This is a genomic window from Loigolactobacillus coryniformis subsp. coryniformis KCTC 3167 = DSM 20001, assembly GCF_002706425.1.
GTDB classification, from domain to species: Bacteria; Bacillota; Bacilli; order Lactobacillales; family Lactobacillaceae; genus Loigolactobacillus; species Loigolactobacillus coryniformis.
On the sequence record NZ_CP017713.1, the window covers coordinates 379357 to 403643 of the forward strand.

Consider the following 24287-nt stretch of genomic DNA (forward strand, 5'->3'; position numbering starts at 1 on the left):
AATGATGAACAGTATTGCAGAACTAGCTGTTGCCGCATTAAAATGGGAGGCCAATTTTACCCCTAAACCAGGTTTGGTTGACGCCGTTTCAAATGGTGCCCATCAGGACATGGATGTGACTTTATTTAGACGTTCTGCCACTAGTTTATCTTCGTATTTTGAAAGCATCGTACAGGTGTCGAGTGGCGCAACGCTCGATCGTTCATTACGAACGAAGATTGGCGCTTTAGGTCGGCAGGCTGAAGCAACTATGTATCAGACGACTAATGGTGTCAATACACACAAAGGAGCTATTTGGACCTTGGGGTTATTAGTCAGTAGCCTCGCGATCACACCAGATGCTGCGTTAGCAGATATTCTTACTGGAGCGGCTGCCTTGGCTAGTTTACCTGATGAAAAATTGGTTGCACCAAAAAAGTCCTACGGTGAACAAGCTCAGCAGAAGTATGGATTAGGCGGTGCTAAGGCGGAAGCGCAACAAGCTTTTCCGCACATTGCCCCCTTGCTACAATGGCCTTTAAATAGTCAGGATGATTGGTTAAGGGTACTGTTGCAACTTTATGCGACTGTTGATGATACGAACATTGTTCATCGCGCTGACTTGGCAACGTTACGTAATTTTCAAAAGCAAGCACAACAGATCGTTGCCGATGAACAGCCGGTGCTGGCCAATTCTCGGTTACGTGAGTTAGATCGTTTTACTTTAAAAATGAATATTTCACCTGGTGGCAGTGCAGATCTATTTGCGGCAATCAGATTTTTAACTTGGATCAATATTTATCGAGAGGAGCATGAATCATCATGGAAAAATTACATTTCACATTTAAAGCCACAGAACCTATCAGCCACCCTGTCCATGTAGGTGTGGTTGCGTCTGGGGACTTGGAGGTTATTATGCGGCCAACAACTAAAGATGCTGAATTAAATATTGTTACCGGTAGTGATGGCTTTCATGATACGTGGGAACATGTTTTACAACGCTTTTTTGCCCGTTATCCACTACAGGCTGACTTTGAAATCAATGATTTTGGGGCCACACCGGGTGTCGTTAATTTGCGATTAACTCAAGCAATGGAGGCGTTGAATGATGAACAATAGTTTTGTTGAATTACATGCACGGCAACGTGCACTAGCGTTATTGGACGCAGGTACGACGCGTGAATTGATCGATCCATTTGCCGATATGATCTCACCGCATTTGGAACCCCAGAATATTGTTCCAGAAAGCGATGACGGGGTCGTTATTATGAAAGGCCAATTAGCTGGGAAAGCTGCTGTAGTCATTGCAATTGAAGGCGCATTTCAAGGCGGCGGTATCGGTGAAGTCAGCGGGGCTAAAATTGTTGCTGCGCTGGAACATGCTTTAGCTGATAATCAGGCTGGCAATACGATCTATCCGGTTTTGATTTTAGATACTGGTGGTGTTCGGCTGCAAGAGGCTAACTATGGTTTACTATCGATTTCCGAAATTCAAAATGTGATCATTGCGTTGAAACAGTTTGTTCCCGTGATCGGCTTAGTTCCTGGCCGGGTAGGTTCTTTTGGTGGCATGTCGATCACTAACGCGCTGTTGTCTTATGTTATTGGAACCAACCGTGCGCGTATTGGTTTAAATGGCCCTGAAGTAATCGAACAAGAAGCTGGGGTTCAGGAATTCGACTCAAGTGATAAAGATTTGATCTGGAATACCTTGGGAACCACGGAACGGCAAGCAACAGGCATTATTGATGAAGTTGTAGCTGATGACGTGACTGCATTTAAACAAGCGATTATCGCGGCTATTGACGAGAAAAAAGATAGTCACCGCGATCAGCAAGTTGATTTTTATCTATCATTATTGGATCAACTTGATCCTAGTCAACCACTGGATATTGCCGGCTATCGTGACCTTTATCACCAAGTTAAGGTAACAGAACATCACTTGGCTGCGGCAAAATCAAGTGCTGTTGCTGGCACCAAGAGTCGTGGCCGCTTATGGTTTGAACAATTAACGGGTATTAAAAACGCTCAAAGTGAGGTTGCAACAGTATTGCATGCTCAAGCCGATGGCCGTGAGTATATTGCCATTGTACCTGATGCACAAAATCGTTTCCCGCGTGTACGTGAAGGTGAAGTTGGGTTACTTGAAGGCTATACTGTCGCGTCAGTAGTCAATGACTTGATCAAGGCGGATCAAGCCAAGGCAAACAAGACACCATTAGTGTTGATCGTTGATGTTCCTAGCCAAGCATACGGTTATAAAGAAGAATTGATCGGGATCCACATGGCATTAGCCTCTAGCGTTAGTGCTTATGCCCGTGCACGGCAAGCAGGACACAAAGTCGTTGCCTTTATTCCTGGCGATGCGGTTTCCGGTGGCTTTTTGGCACATGGTTTGCAATCTAATCGATTGATTGCATTGGATGATTTAGCGATTACGATTCAAGCGATGAGTAAAGCAAGCGCCGCACGAATCACACAACGGACGATCGAAGAATTAGAAGAAGCAACGAAGCACGTTCCCGCAATGGCTTACGATATTAAAAATTATCAAAAACTAGGCGCACTGTATCAATTAGTTCCTGGTGTAAAGGGCTATGATGATGATCCTAAAGCTATTGCCACGATTCAAGCGGTTATTGCTGAAGCTTTAGCTAGCTTAGATGACGTACCTGCAGATATGAGTTTCCGCTATACGAATTCAATTGCTAAACAAAGCGGCCGGGTGGCGACTAATCAAGTCCGTCAGCTGATGGATGAACAATGGAACGGATAGCGCCACATACGCTGCTTAAATTAAAAACGGTAACCGACTTGATTTTCACTGGTGACTTACCAGAATGGGTAACGGATATGTTGGCGCAAGCACCATACGTCATTGTCCGACGTGGTCAGCAAGATACACAGATTCCGATTGGTATTCGCGGTTATCAGAAAAATCAACGCTTCGCTGCTTGGCTGCCGCTAGGCGCATGGCAACAAGTAATTACGCCACAGGCGGCGCTAAAATACTTACCACAACTGGCTGCGACTAGACAAACTTTAGCTGCTTTTCAAACCTTACGGCAGATCACGCCGCTTTTAGCTGATTATCAGTGGGGTGTCGGTGGTAGTTTACAATATGAATTAGTTACTGGTTTACCGATGGCTCGTGCAGCTAGCGATGTGGATGTGATCATGACGTTGCCACCCAAAAAAATGACGCCAGCAACGGCCAAGCAGCTAGTCACTACTTTAAAGCAAATGAGCCAACACGTTGATATTCAAGTAGTCGCTGATGAATATGGCTTTTCACTAGAGGAATACGGGATGCAGCGCAGCACGGAAATTTTAGTTAAATCTAATCAGGGACCACAATTGGTTCATGACCCGTGGACTTTTATTCAAGAGCGGTGTGACTAATGAAACATCATTTAGCCGATGGAACAGAACTAGTTGTTGATATTCAGGGTCAAAGGCGGCCAATCATTTTTCTCAATGGTTTTGGTGGTTATTTAGAAATTTGGACCGCCCAACTAAGGCCATTGCTGGCTAACGGTTACCAAACGATTCGTTTTAATTATCGCGGTCAGGGTGGTTCAAGCGGTGGTTACGCTGCTAGCATAGCAACTTTAGCCTGTGATTTAGCCGATCTATGGTCCAGTTTGAACGTTACGCGTCCGGTAATCGTTGCGCATTCGATGGGGGCCAGTGTCTTGTGGGCGTTGCGGGCTGATTTTCCACAGTTAGTGCCACAAGCACAAGTGATCGTGGATCAGTCACCTAAAATGCTTAATGCAGCTGATTGGCAGTTTGGTTTTTGTGATGCGACAGCCAGTAATTACCAAAAATATTTAACGCAGGCACGCGGACACGAAACCTTGCATGGGTTGGTTCCTGAGGTGATGCGGCCTCTGATCAGCGCGCAGCTTAAGGCACCGTTCAAGCGGCAACAAGCTCACATGTTACTGGAAACTCATTTTCAAGCCGATTGGCGCGCACAAGTTCAGATTGAACAGGTACCAACACTGTTCATCAGTGCACAGCAAAGCCCATATTTTGCCAGTGGCTTTGGTAAGTGGGCCGCCGCACTTAATGCAAAGATTCAGGCAGTGACGATTGCGGATTGTGGGCATGATATTATGGCTGAAGTACCGGCAGCATTCAATCAAACATTAAGACATTTCTTACGTCAAACTTGTTAAAGAAGACCAGCAAAAGCTGATCTTCTTTTTTCATTAGTTATTTTAATTTGTTCACTGGTCTTTTATGCTAATATAGAGACAAAAGGGCGGTGTTAGCGATGAAGCCACGTAAACGAGCGCGCTTATGGCAAATTATTAAGGTGCTACGTCAATATAATGTACTACGTAATTTTACTCATCAAACCCATCCGGAACAGGTACGGCAGGCTTTTACCGAGCTGGGGCCGACTTTTATTAAGGTTGGGCAAATGCTATCGACCCGCACCGATTTGATCACACCTGAATTTGCTCATGTGCTCAAGGGATTGCAGGATCAAGTGCCGGCTGATGATTTTACGGTGGTTAAGGCGACGATCGAAGCCCAAACAGGTAAAAAGTTAACCGAGCAGTATCAGCAATTTGATCAACAGGCGTTTGCGTCAGCGTCGATGGGGCAAGCCCATCATGCAGTCACTAAGGCGGGCCAGCAGGTGGTGGTTAAAGTCCAACATCCGCACATTCGGGCTGATATTATTACCGATCTAGCACTATTTCAAAAAGCAATCAGCTTACTGAAATTTGTACCGGAGGCCAGTGTGATCGACCCGCAAGCGATGTTTCGCGAAATCAAACGGGCCTTGTTTAACGAATTAAACACCGCATTGGAAGTGGAAAACGGCCAGCGGTTCTACGAATTAAATAATGGCTGGGATATTATTCGTGTGCCCCAGGTCGATACTGCGCTTTCGCAAGGGACGGTGCTAGTTAATCAAACCATGCCCGGCAAGCGAATCACTAGTTTTTTAGCGGATATGCCAACTGAGCAGCGGCATTATCTCGCCCAAACATTGGTGCAGAACTTTTTAAAGCAGGTCTTTACGGACGGCTTTTTTCACGCCGATCCGCATCCAGGCAATATTCTATTGACCACTGAGGAGTTGCCACCAGTAACTAAGGTTAAGCGTGCTTTTCAGCGCGCTGACTTTACGGCTACGCAAACCGAAACCTTACCACCATACCGGTTAGTCTATCTGGATTTTGGTATGATGGGCCAACTAGCCCCAGCAATGATCACGAGCTTAGCTAATGTCGTGATCGCGATCACCGGCAAAGATAGTCGCCAAATTGGCCAAGCCTTACTGGCAATCTGTAATCGAACAGGCACTGTGGATGAGGAAAGCTTTTATCAGCAATTAGGTGCGTTTATGCAACCTTATTTCAACGCTGGCTTAGGTGAAATTGATTTTGAGGCTTTGTTGTATGCAGTCATTCAACTATGTCGCGCTAATCAATTACAGATGAAACCTGAAGTGACGTTGCTACTTAAGGCGTTTGGTGTGTTGGAAGGCACAATTGCCCAGCTAGATCCTGATTTATCAATGCTAACGGTGGCCCGTCACTTTGCCCGCGATTATTTCCAGCAACACTTTGATTGGCGCCAAGAAACGGAAGCTAGTGTAGTTAAGTTATGGCAATTCGCGAAAACAGCGCCCCAGCTACCGGTGAAATTACTTAGCGCGCTTGACGTGTTTGAGCGCGGTGGGGCTAAAGTTAACCTAGAGCTAAAGCAGCGGGATACATTATTGGATCGCTTGGAAAATATTGTCAATCGTTTGGTGATTGCCATTATTTTAGCGGCGGTGATCATAGGCTCTTCATTGTTGGTTCAAGCCCGGGAAGCCAACGACTTGATCGCCCGCTTAGGGGTAATTGGCTATAGCGCCGCACTGCTGGTGATTATCGGGTTAGTGATCAGTAGTTTATATCGCCGCTACCAACGTTGGCGTCATAAATGATAGTCTTTTGGTGCTTACGTTGTAGCAGGTTTGATTTAGTTGGCACTAGACTTTACGGTCAGTGCAACCATGATTTAGAAATTGATTAGCAACAGGCAAAAGCGCGCTTAATGGCGCGATTTTTTGTTATAGTTAGGGTAAATATTCTAGAGATGAGGTGAGTGGATGCGAACTTTAATTATTGTGGCTCATCCAGAATTAGCCAGTTCCGGGACGCAACAATTTTTACGGCGTGGGGCCGAATTAGTGGCCGCCGACTGGCAGCCGCTGAGTACAGATTTTAATGTTGCCACCGAGCAAGTTAAATTACGTGCCGCTGAGCGAATTATTTGGCAATTTCCACTTTATTGGTATAGCGCACCGGCAATATTGAAAGCTTGGCAGGATCAAGTGTTAACTAGTAAATTTGTGCTCCACGAACAGGGCTTAGCTGGAAAAGAACTGGGGATCGTGGTGACGACGGATACCAAAGCTAGTGACTATCAGTCAGGAGCGGCTGAACAATTTACGCTGGCTGAATTATTGCGGCCTTATCAAGCACTAGCGAATAAAGCGGGGCTGCATTGGTTGCCACCATTTGTGATCAACCAGTTTAGATATCAAACGGAAAGTCAACAACAGGCGCTACTGATCGCCTATCAGCAATACTTAACGTTGCCGCAGCCAGCCACATTTACTCAGCGGCAGCACTGGTTTGCCCAGCAACTTCAACAAATGATCACCAATGCGACTGGTGAACGTAAAACTCAGTTAGCACTGGTCGAACAGCAACTAGCGGCTAAGCAGGATGAGCTGGAAGAGTTACGGTGGACGATCGAACAAATGCGAGGTGATGACTAATGGATTCATGGTTATATCAAACGGTCCAGCAATTGGCGCAAGATAGTGCTGCCTATGAAGAGCGCGCTTTTTTTCAGGCGTTAAGTCAATTAGCTTTAGAGCAAGAAAAACGGATCGCGCAAGCGCAAGGTGAGATCGATGGACGTAGTTGGGATGAAAAGTCATGGTGAACGAGACGGACGATCAAGCAACGGCAGCATTTTGGGATGATTTTGCGCCGGATTATGTTGCCGCTCAAAATGAGTCGCGGTTAGCGATCACAACGGATCTAACCGCCTATTTAACGCAGCAAAATATTTTACCGCGGGTCAGTGTATTGGATGTTGGTGGCGGGGCGGGGCGGTTTGCCTTGCCATTTGCGCGTGTGGCGCGTCAAGTGACGATCAGTGATATTTCGCAGCAAATGTTGAAGTTTGCGCGGCAAGCTGCTGTGCAAGCTGGACTGACTAATTTGAAATTCCAACACAGTGCTTGGTCACAACTGCCGGCACAGCCGCAAGCTGACGTTGTTTTTGCCAGTATGTTGCCGCTGGCGCCGGCTGAGTTGCAAAAATTCAGTCAATTAGGACGTCATTTTGCGGTTCTTAATCGGGCGGTGCGTCATACGGATAGTATTTCAACTGAGTTGCAGCAGTTGCTAGATCTGCCGCCAGTGCTGGACCCAACTAATGACGCTACCATCTTTTCTGAATACGTGCTGGCAGTCCGCCAACTCGGTTATCAACCTTGGCAGCAGACATTTACCTACCATTTAACTGAGCAAGTGACCCGTGAAATGTTGGTAGCCGAATTGGCGGATGAATTAACGCTACATCAGCAGCGACTATTCCAGCAATGGCTAACTGAAAAGTTTGCGCAACACGATGAGATTACGGCACAACAGACTTATGCGTTCAAGACTTTACTCTGGCGAGTCGGATTGCAGTAGCTAATTTCACGTGAGGCAGCTATAATATAAGCAAAGTAATTAGTTAGCTCGTACTTTCCGATGGTGATTAAACTAATGCCGCGAACTGGCAAGTTTAAGTCGCACTGTCCGTAATATTAAGAATTTTTGATACAAAAATTAACCACTTTTGTGGAAGAGGTGCAAAAATGATGACGGTATTTGACGTGCTAAAAATGGTCACCATCAACCATATGCCGGTTGATGTTCAGCAAATTGTCATGACGGATACGGATGGCAAACCAAATAGTGTTTTAACTGACCTGTTAAATGACGTTTTAGGAAAAGTTCGAATTTTTATCGACTTACAGGAAATGACTGGTGTTAGTCAGTTGGTCAATGAGTTAAAAATGTTTACGCCGCTGCCAACGGATGTATTAGATGAATATACGAAGATTTTAGAGCAGCCGGTCAGCAGCATCAATTTTGCACCGCGTAAGCAGCAAATCGAATTGGTTTACGATGAATATACGTATTAAGTAATTAAAGTGAGGTTGTGGCAGAATTTTTTGTCGCGATCTCACTATTTATTTTATATAGTAGAATTAGTTTTTAGCCAAACATGTGTTCTTTGAAACGTGATTTCATGGTATAGTTTAATTATTAAAACGAATGCAGAGAAAGTGGGTGCACAAATGCGTTTTTTACATACTGCTGATTGGCATATTGGCAAAAAATTGCATGGGTATGAGCTATGGACTGAACAAGAAGATGCCTTTCAACAGATTCTAGCCTTGGCCCAGCAAAAAAAAGTGGATGCAGTTGTATTGGCGGGTGATATTTATGATCGTGCCCTGCCCAGTGAACAGGCTGTGGCAACAGTCAATCAAATGTTACAACAGATCAATTTGACGGCACAACTGCCATTACTGGCGATTTCCGGTAATCATGATAGCGCGACACGTTTGGAAACGGGGAGTCCCTGGTTTACGGCCACCAATTTCTATTTGAATACTAAGCTCGAACAAGCATTTACACCAATTGAGCTCGCGGATACACAGTTCTTCCTATTGCCTTATTTTGAGCCCTTTGCCGCACGCCAATACTTTGGTGACGATAAATTGCGGACGATCGCGCAGGCGATGCCAAAAATCGTTGCGGCGATGCAGGAAAAATTTAAAGCCGACAAGAAACATGTCCTAGTGGCCCATTTTTTTGCGGCGGGTAGCCAACAAAGTGATTCGGAAACTAAAGTAACCGTTGGTGGACTAGACGCAGTACCAACGGATGCATTGGCAGCTTTTGATTATGTAGCATTAGGCCATTTACACAATGAGACGGCGCTGCATGCTGAGCGCATCAAATATAGTGGTTCACCATTAAAGTTTTCCGTTTCGGAAGCACAACAGCAGAAAGGGGTTTGGTTGATCGATACAGATCCATTTCAGGCTGAGTTTCTACCATTAAAGCCACTGCGGGATGTTGCCGAAGTGACCGCTAGCTTTGCGCAGCTCACGGATCCAGCTTATTATGGCCAACTTGAGCGGGATGATTATTTGGCGATCAATTTAACGGATACTAAAGTTATTCCCAATGTGATGCAGGAACTGCGTAAAATTTATCCCTATATACTAAGCTTATCCCGCGAAAATGGTCGCGAAGTCACTGTAACCTTAACGCCACAGATTCGAACCTTATCACCAATGGCTTTGTTGGCGGACTTTTTTCAAGAAACGACGACGCAGTCCTTGACGACTAAGCAAGAAAAATTAGCAGCGGCAGCACTTAAAGCAGCACAAAAGGACGGTGAGTAGGATGCGGCCCTTAAGTTTGATCATGACCAATTTTGGTCCCTACGCCCACGAGACGATTGATTTCACGAAATTTCAGGAAACACCGTTATTCTTGATCAGCGGTAAAACTGGCAGTGGGAAAACAACGATTTTTGATGGCTTATGCTACGCCTTATTTGGAGTGACTTCCGGTCAGGAGCGGGATGGCAAAATGCTGCGCTCTGATTTTGCGACTGCAGCCGATTTGACTCAAGTTAGTTTTCGGTTTTCTCATCGCGACCGTGAGTATCTAATCGTTCGGCAACCTGATCAATTAGTAGCTAAAAAACGTGGTGACGGTTATCGTGATCAGCCAGCCAAAGTAACGCTGACCGTTTATCAACAAGGTAAAGAAATTCAGGAATTAACTAAAAAAGGTCAAGTAGCAACTTATATTCAAGCGTTACTTCATTTGGATGCCAATCAATTTGCCCAGATCGTTTTATTGCCACAAGGAGAGTTCCGGAAATTCTTGATGTCAGATAGCAACGATAAAGAAAAAGTGCTCCGGAATCTTTTTGGCACACAGATTTATGAGCGCTGGGCGCAAGTGTTAAAAGACCAGCGGCGAACAGCTGATAAAGCTTTTGCCAATGCTAATCAGCAAGTGACTGTAATCTTACAACAGGCTTTTTGGTTACCAGAATTTCAGGCTGCGGCGGATAGTGCAAATCCCAATGATGTGTTGGCCGCTTTACAGCAACAATTACCAGAGCTAACGCACCAAGTAACTGTGGCGGAACAGCAAATGCAGGCAACGCGGCAAAGCGAGCAGCAGCAACAGGCTGCCTTAACTGCAGCGCAGCAGCAAGCTAAATGGCTGCAAGAACAGCAGGCTAATCAAGTCGCTTTGGCGGCTTTAGCTGACCAAGAACCAGCGATGGCGGCTTTGCAACAGCAAATTAAAGCGTTGGAATGGGCGCAAGGGGTTCAGCCTTTGGCGCAGCAATGTCAGCAGTTGACGGAACAGCAGCGTGAGTTAGAACAGAGCTTAACGACTTTGCGGCAGCAACAACCGCAATATCAAGCTGAATTATCCGCAGCCAATACGCGACTGAATGATTTGCAAGCAATGAGTGAGCAGCAGGCCAACTGGCAAGCACAATTGCATCAGTGGCAAGCTTTACTGCCGCTTTATCAGGAAGTTACTGAATTGACCGAAAAAATTAAAGCGACAACTACGGCTGCAGATCAGGCACAACAAGTTGAACAACAAGTCAGGACGAAGCAAGAACAACTAACCACTGAACAAACTAGACTGAATGAGTTGATGGCAACTGGCGGCAAAGTGGCACAAGAGCTAGCGGAATTGACGAGTCAACAACAGGCCCAGCAACAAATACAGCAACAGATCACGACTTTGCAACAGCAAGCCACTCAAATAAAGATTGCGGAAACAGATTTGGCCCAGCAGCAGGTGAAGTTAACTGATTTGCAGACGACTAGTGCCACGGCTGAAGCAAACTTTTTACAAGTTAAAAGTGATTGGGCAGCGACGCAAATTATCCGTTTGCAGCAGGAGCTATTACCAGGACAACCCTGCCCTGTTTGTGGCGCCGTGGAACACCAAGTCGTGGCACCGCCACAAACTCAGGTGGTCAGCGAGCAGGACTACCAAGCGGCGGAAACAACCTGGCAACAAGCTCAGGCAAATGCAGCGCGCTTAGCAGGCCAAGTCGCTAATGCCGCTGAAAATGTTGAGCAACAACAAACGGCTTGGCAAACAGCCGTTGCGACTTTACTTAAAGCGACAACCACCAGCGCAACTGATTTAACTGAACTAACGGCGATCGTAACGCAAACTCAACAAGACTTAGCCCAGCAATTGGTTGCCAAACAACAGCAACAAGGCCAATTGGACCAGGCGGCGGCGCAATTAACCAAGTTAAAATCAGCCGTAACTGCTAATCAAGCGGCTTTACAGCAGCAACAGCAACAACGTCAAGCATTAACCCAGCAGCTGATAGAATTAAAAACGCAACAACAAAATAAGCAACAGCAATTACCAGAAGCTTTTACGGATCAAGCGGCTTTGCAACAGCAACTCAGGCAGTTGCAGCAAAAAATGACGCTTTTTGAGCAGTCCCTCACAGCAGCAACCAAGCAACAGCAAGCTGCAAGTGAAGCTAGTTTGGTCAATCAAACGCAGATAGCGGAACAAACCAAGCAACTGGCTGCTGTCACCCAGCAATTGACCCAGCGCCAAGCCGAGTTGACCCAGATCTTAGCAGCGGCAAGCAAAACCGAGGTCCAACTACAACAATTAATAGCAACATTACCGCAATTAAACGCGCAGCGTCAGCGATTGCAAGCCTTTAACAATCAACGGTTGCAGTTGACGACGCGTCAGCAAAGTTTGGCAGCGCAATTAACTATTACAACACCACCAGACCTAGCAGCATTACAAGAACAGTTAGCACAGGCCACAGCAAAATTGCGGGAGCAAGAAAAAAGCTACTATCAATTAAAGGAATACTGTGAACGTGATCAACACGTTATTCAACAAGCCACAACGCAACTTGCCGGTATCAAGCAGCAAATGGCTGATCTAGCTGAATTGACCCAATTAGCTGAAGTTGCCAACGGGGATGGACCACAAAAATTGAGTTTGGAACGGTTTGTCTTACAAACTTATCTGCGGGAAGTGTTGCGTGTCGCTAATCAGCGACTCAGTGAGCTGACTCAAGATCGTTATCAATTCCAATTACGAGCGACCAATGGTAGTTTCCGGACCAATACCGGCCTGGAAATTGACGTTTACGATGATAATTGTGGTGCCATTCGCAGTGTGCATACCTTGTCTGGGGGTGAAAGTTTCATTGCCGCGTTGACGCTGGCATTAGCTCTAGGTGAGGTGATCCAGCAGGAATCCGGTGGTGTCGAGATCGAGGCTTTATTTATTGATGAAGGCTTTGGTTCGTTAGATGAAGATGCGCTGGAAACAGCTTTAGATACTTTAGAAACAGTTGAAGGTAAGCATCGTATGATCGGTATTATTAGCCACGTTAAGGAATTACAAGAGCGGGTACCAGATCAATTGCAAGTCACCACCAATGGAAATGGTCAAAGCCATATTCGTTATCAGCTTGGCTTTGAAGTTTGATATTCTCATTAAAACAAGTCGAATATTCAATGAATATCGTGCTAAAATTAATTAAAGGTTAGTATTTAATTAAAAAATGAATTGACAAGTAACGCTATTATACTTACCATTTAAAGCATGGTTTGACTTTTAAATAAGTCGACAATCAAATTAATGGTGTGGTGGATAGTGTGATAAAAAGATATGATAGCGACAAAATTAAACAATTAGTATTCAACCCGAATTATTCATACGAGGTTTAATATCGGCATACCGCACAATTTTGGACCAATTCTCGTGCTGCTATGGTGTAGTCAAACCAAGATGTACTGTTTTTGCTAAAGGCTACCAAATTATGGGGCTGGATAAATTTTTGATCCTCAATTTTGAGCATACTTGCCCCTTGGCCGAACCGACTTTTTTTGATTTATTGCACCAGTTTAGCCCCACTGTAGCGCTTGGATTCGAGCTAACAGTTGATAAAACAAATCCTGATAGACGTGGTGGCGGCTTAATTTTAGATAAAGTTGCCGGCCGCTGGTCACCAGCTTACCCGCTACTTTAAACAGCCATAAGCGCAAGGTTGTAACCTGTAATCGCTGATGTTGTACAGGCAACAATTGGCGCATCAAGCTGACTAAATTATAAGCGAGGACACTGAGCATCATGCGGGCATAATTTGGTATAAATTGCGAGCTAGTCATTTTATCCAGGTAAAAGCCAGCCTTGGCTTCCTTGATATAATTTTCCATTTGGCCCCGTTGATGATAGGCTTGAAACGCATCTTCGGCGACAAAACTCGTTAAATTGGACACAAGGTATTCATGTTGAAATAACAATTCACCAGCTGGTCGAGTTGATTTAATATAGATCTGGCGCGGCTTAGGCCATGATCGGGCTTGATAAGACGCGCGATAATAATGGACCTCGGTCTCAGTCCAATTCTGCTCATCACTGATCTGAACAAAACGTTCAGCCAGTTGGTTCAGCCGCCGATTGGCTTTCAGGCGGATCAAGTAAAAAGTGTCGTTGGCTTCACAAGTTTCGTATAATTCTGGAGTCGCAAAGCCACTATCCCCGCGGACCAAGATATCAGCGTTCGGTTTGACTTGATGATAGTGCTGTAGTAGTGGTGTGATAAAGGGGGCAATATCCGTACTGGTATAAACATTACCTGGGCGCAATTGAGCCTTTAAACAGTGGCCCGTTTGCCCGTCAAAAGCGACCAGCGGATGGTAACCCGTGGTACCGTAATGCGCATTAAAGGCCGTTTTTTCCTGATGACCATGAGTATCGGCGTGAGTCGAGTCAATATCGAGGATCAGCTGTTGTTGCTTGGCGCCAGTCCACGCTTGGTCAAGCAATGCTTGATTCAACGTTTGTAATGAGGTGATGGTCTGCTCGTCACAGCGTTGCCAAAAACGGGATAATGACGGTTGTGAGGCCAATTGCGGTTGTGCCAATAGTAATTTAAATGTGGGGTCATTGCGCAAACTGGTGGCAGCTAGATCGGCCGGGTAACCGGCGATCAACTGCAGCACGACCTGCTCTAGTAGACTAAAGTTGCTGTAACGAGCGTAATGGCGCTGGTCATCAAAATGGACTAATTGATACGCTAAGGTCGTGAAATTGAGTTGCGCCATTAATTCTTTGACCAACACTAGCCCAGCATCAGTGGAAAGTTCACCACCAGTGTGCGAAATATGTAATTTAGGATTGAAATTAACTCGTTTTTCCGGTAAAATTGCCATGAGAAGGACCTCTTTCTTTGGGTGGATAGCTGACTTGTGGTGAATCAACTATACCAAATCGGAGGTTCTTTTTCTGCACTAAAAAGGTGAAAAATAAAAAACACAGTACCGCCCATGATACCGGGGTGACACTGTACTTGGAGAACTTATGGTGAATAATTCAGGATTCAACATTTATCAAGCTTATGGGTTTTCTGAAACACAAAGTCATAAGGTAGCTGAAATGTTGATCTATACGGATTTACATGGGATAGAATCACACGGTGTACAGCGCTTGGTCATGTATGACCATTTTATTCAAAATGGTAAAATTCGGGTACATAGCCAACCAGAGATCGTGAAAGAAACCGATGTTAGTGCGGTAGTTGACGCTAAGTTTGGTCTTGGTCAATTAAACGGAATCTATAGTATGAATTTAGCAATCGAAAAGGCTAAACAACATGGCATTGGTATCGTGACGACCCGTGATTCTGGGCATTACGGGATTGCTGGCTATTATGCAGATATGGCCGCACAGCAAGGCTTGATTGGAATGTCATCGTGCAATTCACGGCCGGCAATGTTGCCAACGCATGCAACTAAAGCTTTTGTTGGGACCAATCCGATTGCATTTGCCATGCCGGCTAAGCCGCACACCTTCATTTTTGATGCCGCGACCACCACGGTTCCGCAAGGAAAAATTGAAGTGTACAATAAATTGGAAAAGGATCTTCCGGCTTTATGGGTAGCCAAGAATGGCAATGAGCCAGTGTATGACCACACACAAACTGAAGATTTTAAGGCTTTGCGTGATCCTGATGCGACGGTTGGTTTAGCGCCATTAGGTGGTGTGTCGGAAAATACTGGTAGTCATAAAGGTTTTGGCTTAGGAATTATCGTTGAAGTTTTCACTTCTATATTATCAATGGGCAATATTTCAACTGAGATCACGCCGGAGGATTTATCAGTGGGACCTCGCCAAAGCTTTACTGCGATTGATCCAGCTATTTTTGGCGATAAAGAGCAGATTATCGATCGTTTCTCGCGTTATTTGCAGGATATTCGTGAATTGCCGGCAATTCCAGGCAAAACGATCTATGTACATGGTGACAAAGAGGCGGCTGCCTACGCTGATCGTAAAAAGAACGGCATTGAAATTGATGATCGGACACTGGAAGAAATTGAATCAATTGCTAGCCGCTTGAATATTGACTATACAAACTATGTTGCTTAGTATTTAAATAAATTGAAGAACTTTTACCTTGAACCAGAGGTGGAAGTTCTTTTTATTTGTCTGTGAATTTTTGTGCGGAAATGGGCTAAAAAAGCCGATTTTACCAAAAAAACTCAGTTTTAATCATTTTCTAATCTAAAAAATGGAATTATTTTTTTATTTATCGTGAAAAAATGGCGTTTTTGTAATCTAAAAAAAGACTATTATATCAAGAACATACGGTCGTTTTGAAAAAATTATATTGCAATAGATTACAGCGATATGACAATGTTTCATGAAAATCCTGTTCTGTAATGGTTTAGGTATTTGTTTGTCATGGCGAGTTGCTATAATCATCCTCGTTGATTAAATTAAATCAACATTCATGTGAACGTCGTTATTAACAAACAAATTTTACAAACCCAAATTTTAGGAGTGATATTTATTTTATTAAGTAACCGTATTAAGATGTTAGTTTTATCAACTGTTGGTGCCGCTAGTTTATTTGTTGGTGGCGTTGCTCAGGCAAGCGCAGCTACTGTAACTGCTCAATCTGGTGACACAGTCGCTAAATTGGCAAACGCAAATGGTGTTTCGATCTCTGCATTTGAACAAGCAAATGGTATCAACACAAGCACACATTTAATTTATGCGGGGCAAACTTATACGCTTCCTGGTAGTACTCAAACAACAACGACTACAACTGCAGTAGCACAGCCTGCAGCAACTCAAACGACAACGCAAACAACACAACCTGCTGCTACTCAGTCGACAACAACACAAGCTGCTTCAACACAAGCAGCAACAACATCGACCGCAGCAACGACTTCAACTACTGCCACAACTTCAAGTTCAAGTTCAGATGAAGCTGCTAAAGCATGGATCGCTAATAAGGAATCCGGTGGTAGCTATACTGCAACCAACGGTCAATATATTGGTAAATATCAATTAAGCTCGTCATACTTAAATGGCGATTACTCAGCAGCTAACCAAGAAGCAGTGGCTAACAACTACGTCACTTCACGTTATGGTTCATGGACTGCCGCTCAATCATTCTGGCAAGCAAATGGCTGGTACTAAGCTTTAAATAAATGATTAACACAAAAAGCTGCGACTTTTAGTCGCAGCTTTTTTTCGTGTAGTGTCATGAAAATGGGGCAACTCTGCAATTAGTTTGCATTTCTGTCATAATAGAAGTTAAAGTGAAGAAATGAGGTGGCATAATGCCACAAATTAGCCGGGTACAGGTGCGACAATTTTTCTTGATGATCGTTGCACTGGAAATTATTGCCGTGAGTATTAATTTGTTTTATGCACCCCATGCTGTAGCGGCAGGTGGTGTCACTGGTATTGCGATTCTTGCTGAAGCGGCCTTTGGCTTGCCGGTATCGACTGTGGTGCTGGTGTTGAATACGGTATTACTGATCATTGCGTATTTTTTCTTGGAGCGAGCGACGGTGGTCCGCATTGCGTTTGGTAGCTTTGCTTTACCGTTGTGTTTAGCATTAACGCCGCAAGTTAAGGTAGTACAGGATCGTTTATTGGCCGTGATTGTCGGGGGCGTTGTCTTTGCTCTGGGTGTTTCATTGTTATACCGAATGGATGCTTCCAGTGGTGGAACGACTGTACCGCCAATGATCTTGAAGAAATATTTCCAGATCAAACCGGCGGTCAGCTTACTCGTTATTGATGGCTTGATCTGTCTTGGTAACTTGTTTACCGCCAATTTTGAAGTGTTTGTACTAGCACTGTTGTCGTTGGTGGTGACTTCATTATTGATGAACTATATTGAAACCGGATTGGATCGCAAACGAGTGATTTACGTCATGAGTGAGTATGAAGCAGAAATTAAAGCTTTGCTGGTCGATGATATGGCTCGCGGACTGACTGCTTTACAAGTGACCGGCGGTTTTAGCGGTGATGCACGCGAAATGTTGATGCTAGTGGTAGAAAATCAAGATTATCCCCATGTGATCAAACGAATTCGTAGTATCGATCCTAGTGCCTTTTTAATGGTGCACGATGTGGCGGAAGTCCATGGTGGAATTTTGTGAAAAGCTAAGTGGATCGAGAAAGTGTTCGGATCATGTTGTAGTGGTGGAAAGCAGGTTACCGTTAATTAGTTATTAAAACTAAGCTGGCATAAATTTTCAAACACAACTTCGGTAAAAAATGTTATTATCAAGCCACGGTAGAAATTTTTAGAAATTAGCAGGTAAGGTAAATGCAAAAAAAGAGTATACGTAATAAATTATCAATTGCTGGCATTCTCGTAACTTTAGGCATTGTTTACGGGGATATCGGGACGTCACCGTTATACGTTATGAATGCGATTGTTGCCGATGCTGGTGGCTTGCAACACGCGACCCCTGATTATGTGATCGGCAGTATTTCATTGATTTTTTGGACCTTGATGTTAGTTACAACGGTGAAGTACGTGTTGATCGCATTGCGTGCAGATAACAATGGTGAGGGCGGTATTTTTGCCTTGTACGCGTTGGTTCACAAAAACGCCCGCTGGTTGATGATTCCGGCATTGATCGGTGGTGCGGCATTGTTGGCCGATGGGACCTTGACGCCAGCGGTAACAGTAACTAGTGCCGTTGAAGGGTTAAAGGGGCAAGCGTTCGGTAAATTAGTTTTTAGTCAGGATCAAAACGTAGTGGTGCTGACGACGATCATTATTTTATTACTATTGTTTATGATTCAACGCTTTGGGACGTCAACGATCGGTAAAGCTTTTGGACCGATCATGTTCCTGTGGTTCGCCTTGATCGGTGTGATCGGTTTTGTTAATATGGTGCCTAATTTAGAGGTATTAAAAGCTTTATCACCAGTTTATGCGATCAAAACGTTATTCAGTCCAGCTAATAAAGTTGGTGTCTTCATTCTAGGTAGTGTTTTTCTAGCAACAACTGGGGCGGAGGCGCTGTATTCAGATATGGGTCACGTGGGTAAGAAAAATATCTACGCGAGCTGGCCGTTTGTTTACGGGATGCTGACATTGAGCTACTTTGGTCAAGGAGCATGGTTGATCCGTAATTATCATAGCCAGGCTGCAACTGGATTTGCCAATCCGTTTTTTGAAGTAATTCCGGCTAATACGAAGTTATTCGTGATCATCGTGGCAACTTTAGCAGCAATCATCGCTTCGCAGGCCTTGATTACCGGCTCATTTACGTTAGTTGCTGAGGCAATCCGCTTGAAGATTTTGCCACGGATGTTGATCAAATATCCAAGTACTGAACGTGGACAGATCTATATCGGCAACGTCAACTGGCTGTTGTGTCTAGTCACGTTAGCCGTGACGCTGTATTTTAGAACTTCAGAACATATGGAAGCCGCTTATGGCTTGGCAATCACAGTAACGATGTTAATGACGACGCTGTTGTTGCATTCGTATTTGGCGCACAAAATCAATCGCTTGGCTGCATTGCTGATCTCACTGTTCTTTGGTGCTGTCGAAGTTGTTTTCTTCACTGCCAGTATCGTTAAGTTTGCCCACGGTGGCTATGTGACCGTGATTATTACTTGTTTGATTTTGGCAGTTATGGCGATTTGGTATTATGGGAATAAGATTCGTGATCGGCATGAATCGGAGCGCGAATACGTTTCGTTATTGGCATATCGCAACCAATTAGTTGAGCTGTCGGCGGACGAAACGGTGCCGTTGTATGCCACCAATTTAGTTTATATGGCTAAAATGAAGCCCGGCCATATGATCAAGCGCAGTATGCTGTACTCGATTTTGGATAAGCGACCAAAACGTGCCCGTGTCTACTGGTTTGTTACGGTGGTGATCACCGATGATCCGTATACCCTGAAATACAAGGTCGATATGATGGATACTAAGAGCGTGGTCAACGTGACCTTGTATTTAGGCTTCCGGCGTAATCAATGGATCAACGTCTATATTCGGCAGATCATTCAGGATCTGATGCGCGAAGGCAAAGTTGATTATCAACCACAACGTTATACGACGATTCCTAATCGGCATGTGGGCGATTTCCGTTTTGTGGTGTTACAGGAACTACTGTCGCCGGCAACAAATATTTCAAATTTAGAAAAGCTGGTTATTGGAGCGCGGATCTGGTTGCAAAACCATACCGCTTCGCCAGTCCAATGGTTTGGACTTGAATTTAGTGATGTTAGCATTGAAGCTGTTCCGTTAATATTAGGCGAACGGCATCATATTAAATTAAAACAGGTCAAATAAAAAATGCGGTAGCCACTGACGATTTTACGTCATGTGGTTGCCGCATTTTATTTTTATTGTCGTCGTGCCTGCCACCAAGCAACGATCTCACCGACACTCATCAAAATCAAGAAGGCACCGAAAACCTGGAAGCCCAATAATACACTGCGGAATGGATTGAATAGTAGGAAGCCACCCGCCAAAATGATCAAAATACTGTAAATAATCCCGCCCCAAGGCGTCACATTAACAAACTGACGTTGATTTAGTGTCTGGCCTAATTTGAAGATTCCGTAAACAAGTAAGAGGATACCGAGGAAAATCGGTAAAATACTAACGATTCCCCGAGCAAAAATCAACACGAATAGGGCCGCGATAATTTTAAAAATACCACTGAAAAAACTTAAATTATAAACATTGTTCTGACGTTGTGCCCGCTGACCGTTGACCAGATCAAGAATTCCTGAAATCAATAGATAAAGTGAAATCGCGTAAACGCCGATCCGAAAAATCGGATGTGGGAAAATTAAAATAATAACACCGAAAATAAAATACGCTAATGCGCGTAACCAAATATTACGTTGTAAGTTTTGCATCGTATCATCCCATCTCAAATTAAGGTTAATTTTGTCTTCATAGTTAGTTCTTGGCTAACAATCAACTTGATTTTACCATGAAAGTTATTTTACTACCTCATTTAAGAATAATTATTTCTTGGCGAATGTACTATTTGAGAGCACTTATTTTGTGATCAAACGTGGCACTGTTTTGAAATTAAGGTTTTGGCCTTAACTTAGCGTAAGTGTAGTCAAATTGAATTTTCGACGTTACCTAATTGTTGACAGTCACCATACTCTACTTGGATCGTAATGTGTTGAATATTATAATGAGTTCGCAATTGCTGATCTAAATCGTTTAAGAAGCAATCGTTGTTTTCAGTAGTATCCCGAACTAAATGGACACTTAGCGCATTATCAGAGGTGCCAATGGCCCAGACATGAAGATCGTGGACTTTAGAAACGCTAGGTTGGGAAGCAATGCATTTTGTGATGGCCGCCAAATCGACGTTATTAGGTACGCCATTCAAAGCAAGATTGATTGCGCCACGCAATAATCCCCAAGTGCCGATCAAAATAATAACCGCGATCACTAAACTAACTACAGGATCTAGCCAAGTCCAATCAGTAGCTAACATAATAAAACCGGTGACCACGACACCTAATGAAACGCCGGTATCTGCGGCCATATGCATAAAAGCACCTTTAATATTCAAATCTTCTTTTTGACCGTGAACAAAAAGAAAAGTAGTAACACCGTTAACAATAACACCAAGCAATGCAACTGAAATTACTGTCCAGCCGTGGGGAGTTGCTGGCTGATTTAAGCGTTGGATAGCTTCGGTGATGATCCCGCCGATCGCAATCAATAAAAAGACGGCATTGAATAACGCTGCTAAAATTGAGGCGCTTTTGTAGCCATAAGTACGCTTAGCTGTAGGGGCTTTTTGACTTAGCCAAACTGCTAACCAAGCAACTAGTAAGCCGAGTACATCACTGAAATTATGACTGGCGTCTGCGATCAAAGCCATCGAATTTGTTGAAAACCCAAAACCCAATTCAGCAACAATATAAATAAGATTGAGATTAACACCAATAACAAATGGTGTTTGTTTTTCTGTAATAGTCAAATGATCACGCCTCTCTCTACTTTTTATATGAATATCTGCTCATATGTTTACTATAACACATTATAAAAAGTTTGCCAACCTAAATATAATTCTGTGTATCCGATTTATAATCGACTTGGCCAGAATTGTGGTAATAAAAAAGTTGTGACTTTTTATCGTCACAACTTTGGGAAACATAACTATGGAATCAACAAGTATAATGCAGCACCGATGATCCCACCAACCATTGGACCGACGATTGGGACCCAACTATAAGCCCAGTCGGAACCGCCTTTATTGGCAATCGGTAAAACAGCATGGGCCAAACGCGGACCGAGATCCCGGGCAGGGTTGATTGCGTAACCAGTGGTCCCACCAAGTGATAAACCAATGGCAATGATCAAGACACCAACAACGAGTGGATTCAAGCCGGCTGTAAAATTGCCGCGGGTGAAGGCGAGTAAGCTGAAAACAAGTACGATCGTACCAATAACTTCACTGATAAAGTTGGCAGCGTAACTACGAATTGCTGGACCAGTGGAGAAAATACCAAGGATCGTTGCTTCGTCTTTAGTTGCCCGCCAGTGTGGTCCGTAGTGGATCCAAACTAATGCAGCACCAACAAAGCCACCGGCAATTTGTGCTAGTGAATAAGGTAGAACGGAGGACCATGGAAAATCGCCGGCAACTGCCATACCGATTGAAACTGCAGGATTCAGGTGGGCAGGACTGAGAAAGGAAGAAGCATAGACCCCGAGGGTGACGGCCATTCCCCAACCAAGTGTGATGGCGACCCAACCAGCATCTTTAGCTTTTGATTTATTCAAACTTACACCGGCAACGACACCATCCCCGAGTAATACCAAGACCAGAGTACCAATAAATTCACCTAGTAATTGCAGCGTCAGACTATCTTTCATAATATTCACCTCTACTTCCACATCTAGTGGATAATTTTTGTGTCACAAGAATTGCGTTGTTAGTTCTTAGTTTTAAGCAAGCTTAAATCAGATTCAGCAATTGTTTGATTTAATTGATCTAATTGCGCTTGTTTTTCAGCATCGGTCCAGCCTAAGTGGCGCGCCATTTCGTCAACGACGCCGGCTTTAACGTCGGCTAAGGTTTCGCGTTGGAAGAGAATGTGGTTGGTCCGCCGCAGTAAATAATCGACTGGCGTCAAGGCCATTTCTTCATCCATAGCGTAGTGCAGCCCTAAGGTTTCGGCTAAGCTTAAACCAGGAGCCATGATGATTTTATCCATTAAGGCAAAAACTTTTGGCACGTTAGCCCCGTAGAGATTGGCTAAGTGAAGTGCATCAGCTTCCGGTAAACCTTTTGCTTGACCTTGTTTAGCTAAGGCAGCAAGAGCGTCGTCTACATTAGTTGGATCCAACTCACCACCAGAAACAGCTAGGCTTTGTGAATCGATTGGGGTGAAATGTTCATCAAACCGACTAGCCAGTAGGCGACTGATCACGGTTAAAGCACCAGCGGCCATTTTCCGGTAATCGGTAATTTTACCGCCAGCAAGCGTGATCAATCCATTAGTGGCAACCGTCAAATTACTACCACGAGAAACTGCGGATGGATTGACTTTGTGCTCACTTAGGGCACTTTCAAGGTCGTTTAATACGTGCTCGACATCGGCGCGCGTTGCTTTTCCATTCTCGTAATCGTTGACAACTTGGATAACGGCATCAAAGCTCTGATCGGATAGTTTTCCGGAATCACCACCGTTGTAATCGGAGCTACCATTAGTGGCAATCAGTGGCCGTAAGCCGGCCCAACTAGCTTCGATGTCATCAATCGTCAAGTTAACATTTGGATAGCGACTATTAATGATCGCCAATAAATAATCGACATCTTCACGAGTGACAGTTGGGTGTTTGAAATCAGCTGTATAATCGGTATCGGTAGTACCAAAATACGTTTTATTGGCCCGGGGAACCACAAATACCATCCGGCCGTCTTGATCGCCAGTATCGAAATAAGTTGGTTGCGGTACCGGTAACCGCGCACCGTCCACGACTAAATGAACCCCTTTAGTTGGCCGCATTTGTGGCGTGATCGATGTGTCTTGATCTAGTTTGCGAACTAAATCAGACCATGGCCCAGCTGTATTGATCACTAACCGAGCGTGTATATCAAACTCTTCGCCAGTGAATAGGTCCTTGACCCGAGCACCATTTAGCATGCCTTGTTCGTCGTGTAATAACTTGATTGCTTGAACGTGGCTGGCCATGATGCCGCCATTTTCATGCGCCTTTTTGATGTTTTCGATCACTAAGCGGGAATCGTTGTTAATATAATCAAGGTAAACACCACCACCAACTAAATTTTCAGATTTTAATTGTGGTTCACGCGCTAAAACTTCATCACGTGATAGGGTGTAGTTAGTGTAACGTGGGTCGGTTACGTCGGCTAAACGATCGTACAGGTCCATGGCGACTTTAAGCGAAAACATAGTGAAAGTTGCACCAGGCTCGTCATAAATTGGGATCAACATTGGATCTGGCCGTGGAATATGCGGGGCGATGTGTTGTACGATGGCCCGTTCTTTAACGGTATCCGCAACGACTTCAACGTCAAACGTCTTTAGGTAGCGAATACCACCGTGGACTAATTTAGTTGAACGTGATGAAGTGCCTTCGCTGAAATCCTGCATTTCAATCAATCCTGTTTTGATGCCAGTTGCGCTAGCCTGGAGTGCGACACCAGCACCGGTGATGCCACCACCAATAATCAATAAATCTAACATTTCGTTTTTTAAACGTGCAATATTTTCTGTGCGCGTCATTGCAGAAAAGGCCATGTCAATTCCTCCCTTGTTAAAAGATGAGTGAATATCCGACTCAATCAACACTTAAATCAATTGAGTACAAAGTAATTTTTGAGAAAAGGGAAG

21 protein-coding genes are annotated in these 24287 nt (G+C 44.3%); 16 read left to right on the forward strand and 5 right to left on the reverse strand.

All coding sequences use genetic code 11. The features are described 5' to 3' along the window. Position 1: 1 nt before the first annotated feature. From LC20001_RS01860 to LC20001_RS01910, 12 genes are all read left to right on the forward strand, one after another. Positions 2 to 862 (forward strand): triphosphoribosyl-dephospho-CoA synthase, encoded by an 861-nt coding sequence (locus LC20001_RS01860; protein ID WP_069700324.1) that lies wholly within the window; start codon positions 2 to 4, stop codon positions 860 to 862. After that, positions 802 to 1098: a malonate decarboxylase subunit delta gene (locus LC20001_RS01865; RefSeq protein WP_029508037.1), complete on the forward strand. Its 297-nt coding sequence runs from the start codon at positions 802 to 804 to the stop codon at positions 1096 to 1098. The genes LC20001_RS01860 and LC20001_RS01865 overlap by 61 nt, the downstream gene beginning before the upstream one ends. Then, positions 1088 to 2755 carry a biotin-independent malonate decarboxylase subunit beta gene (gene mdcD, locus LC20001_RS01870; RefSeq protein WP_010011474.1) on the forward strand — a complete coding sequence of 556 codons (1668 nt, stop codon included), beginning with the start codon at positions 1088 to 1090 and terminating at the stop codon, positions 2753 to 2755. Before LC20001_RS01865 ends, mdcD begins: the two co-directional genes overlap by 11 nt. Then, positions 2743 to 3381, forward strand: coding sequence for a malonate decarboxylase holo-ACP synthase (locus tag LC20001_RS01875; RefSeq protein WP_010011476.1), 639 nt, complete (start codon positions 2743 to 2745; stop codon positions 3379 to 3381). Before mdcD ends, LC20001_RS01875 begins: the two co-directional genes overlap by 13 nt. Then, entirely contained in the window at positions 3381 to 4163 is a 783-nt protein-coding gene (locus LC20001_RS01880) for an alpha/beta fold hydrolase (RefSeq protein WP_010011477.1), read from the forward strand. The genes LC20001_RS01875 and LC20001_RS01880 overlap by 1 nt, the downstream gene beginning before the upstream one ends. Positions 4164 to 4261: 98 nt before the next feature. Next, positions 4262 to 5938, forward strand: coding sequence for an ABC1 kinase family protein (locus LC20001_RS01885; protein WP_003678203.1), 1677 nt, complete (start codon positions 4262 to 4264; stop codon positions 5936 to 5938). Positions 5939 to 6103: 165 nt separating this feature from the next. Then, entirely contained in the window at positions 6104 to 6778 is a 675-nt protein-coding gene (locus LC20001_RS01890) for an NAD(P)H-dependent oxidoreductase (protein WP_010011478.1), read from the forward strand. Continuing rightward, positions 6778 to 6948, forward strand: a complete 171-nt coding sequence (locus LC20001_RS14355) for a hypothetical protein (RefSeq protein ID WP_010011479.1) — start codon at positions 6778 to 6780, stop codon at positions 6946 to 6948. The genes LC20001_RS01890 and LC20001_RS14355 overlap by 1 nt, the downstream gene beginning before the upstream one ends. Then, positions 6942 to 7706, forward strand: a complete 765-nt coding sequence (locus tag LC20001_RS01895) for a class I SAM-dependent methyltransferase (protein WP_010011481.1) — start codon at positions 6942 to 6944, stop codon at positions 7704 to 7706. Before LC20001_RS14355 ends, LC20001_RS01895 begins: the two co-directional genes overlap by 7 nt. Before the next feature lie 167 nt (positions 7707 to 7873). Continuing rightward, complete coding sequence (locus LC20001_RS01900) at positions 7874 to 8203, forward strand: hypothetical protein (RefSeq protein WP_010011482.1); 330 nt, start codon at positions 7874 to 7876, stop codon at positions 8201 to 8203. A 156-nt stretch (positions 8204 to 8359) separates the two neighbouring features. Then, on the forward strand, positions 8360 to 9478 hold the full coding sequence (locus tag LC20001_RS01905; protein ID WP_010011483.1) for an exonuclease SbcCD subunit D: 1119 nt from the start codon (positions 8360 to 8362) through the stop codon (positions 9476 to 9478). A gap of 1 nt (position 9479) precedes the next feature. Continuing rightward, entirely contained in the window at positions 9480 to 12599 is a 3120-nt protein-coding gene (locus LC20001_RS01910) for an AAA family ATPase (RefSeq protein ID WP_010011485.1), read from the forward strand. Positions 12600 to 13018: 419 nt separating this feature from the next. Here LC20001_RS01910 and LC20001_RS01915 read toward each other — a convergent pair whose 3' ends face one another. Further along, positions 13019 to 14329 carry an IS1380 family transposase gene (locus LC20001_RS01915; RefSeq protein ID WP_099267096.1) on the reverse strand — a complete coding sequence of 437 codons (1311 nt, stop codon included), beginning with the start codon at positions 14327 to 14329 and terminating at the stop codon, positions 13019 to 13021. Between the two features lie 151 nt (positions 14330 to 14480). On the opposite strand from LC20001_RS01915, the gene LC20001_RS01920 reads away from it, so the two are divergent. The 4 genes from LC20001_RS01920 (at position 14481) to LC20001_RS01935 (ending at position 19737) form a co-directional block, all read left to right on the forward strand. Next, positions 14481 to 15542 (forward strand): Ldh family oxidoreductase, encoded by a 1062-nt coding sequence (locus tag LC20001_RS01920; RefSeq protein ID WP_225358732.1) that lies wholly within the window; start codon positions 14481 to 14483, stop codon positions 15540 to 15542. Between the two features lie 447 nt (positions 15543 to 15989). Further along, positions 15990 to 16601, forward strand: coding sequence for an aggregation-promoting factor (gene apf, locus LC20001_RS01925; protein ID WP_010011488.1), 612 nt, complete (start codon positions 15990 to 15992; stop codon positions 16599 to 16601). Between the two features lie 143 nt (positions 16602 to 16744). Beyond that, positions 16745 to 17575 (forward strand): YitT family protein, encoded by an 831-nt coding sequence (locus LC20001_RS01930; RefSeq protein WP_010011490.1) that lies wholly within the window; start codon positions 16745 to 16747, stop codon positions 17573 to 17575. 170 nt (positions 17576 to 17745) lie between these two features. Next, a complete protein-coding gene (locus tag LC20001_RS01935; RefSeq protein ID WP_010011491.1) occupies positions 17746 to 19737 on the forward strand; it encodes a KUP/HAK/KT family potassium transporter in 1992 nt (663 codons plus the stop codon). A gap of 53 nt (positions 19738 to 19790) precedes the next feature. On the opposite strand, the gene LC20001_RS01940 is transcribed toward LC20001_RS01935, so the two are convergent. The 4 genes from LC20001_RS01940 to glpO form a co-directional block, all read right to left on the reverse strand. After that, the gene (locus tag LC20001_RS01940; protein WP_056943320.1) at positions 19791 to 20312 is read right to left on the reverse strand and encodes an HdeD family acid-resistance protein; all 522 of its coding nucleotides are present in this window, start codon (positions 20310 to 20312) and stop codon (positions 19791 to 19793) included. A gap of 212 nt (positions 20313 to 20524) precedes the next feature. Next, positions 20525 to 21403, reverse strand: coding sequence for a cation diffusion facilitator family transporter (locus tag LC20001_RS01945; RefSeq protein WP_003678599.1), 879 nt, complete (start codon positions 21401 to 21403; stop codon positions 20525 to 20527). Positions 21404 to 21582: 179 nt separating this feature from the next. Continuing rightward, entirely contained in the window at positions 21583 to 22290 is a 708-nt protein-coding gene (locus tag LC20001_RS01950) for an MIP/aquaporin family protein (RefSeq protein WP_176720015.1), read from the reverse strand. 71 nt (positions 22291 to 22361) lie between these two features. Then, positions 22362 to 24194 (reverse strand): type 1 glycerol-3-phosphate oxidase, encoded by a 1833-nt coding sequence (glpO, locus tag LC20001_RS01955; RefSeq protein ID WP_010011496.1) that lies wholly within the window; start codon positions 24192 to 24194, stop codon positions 22362 to 22364. Between the last annotated feature and the right edge of the window lie 93 nt (positions 24195 to 24287).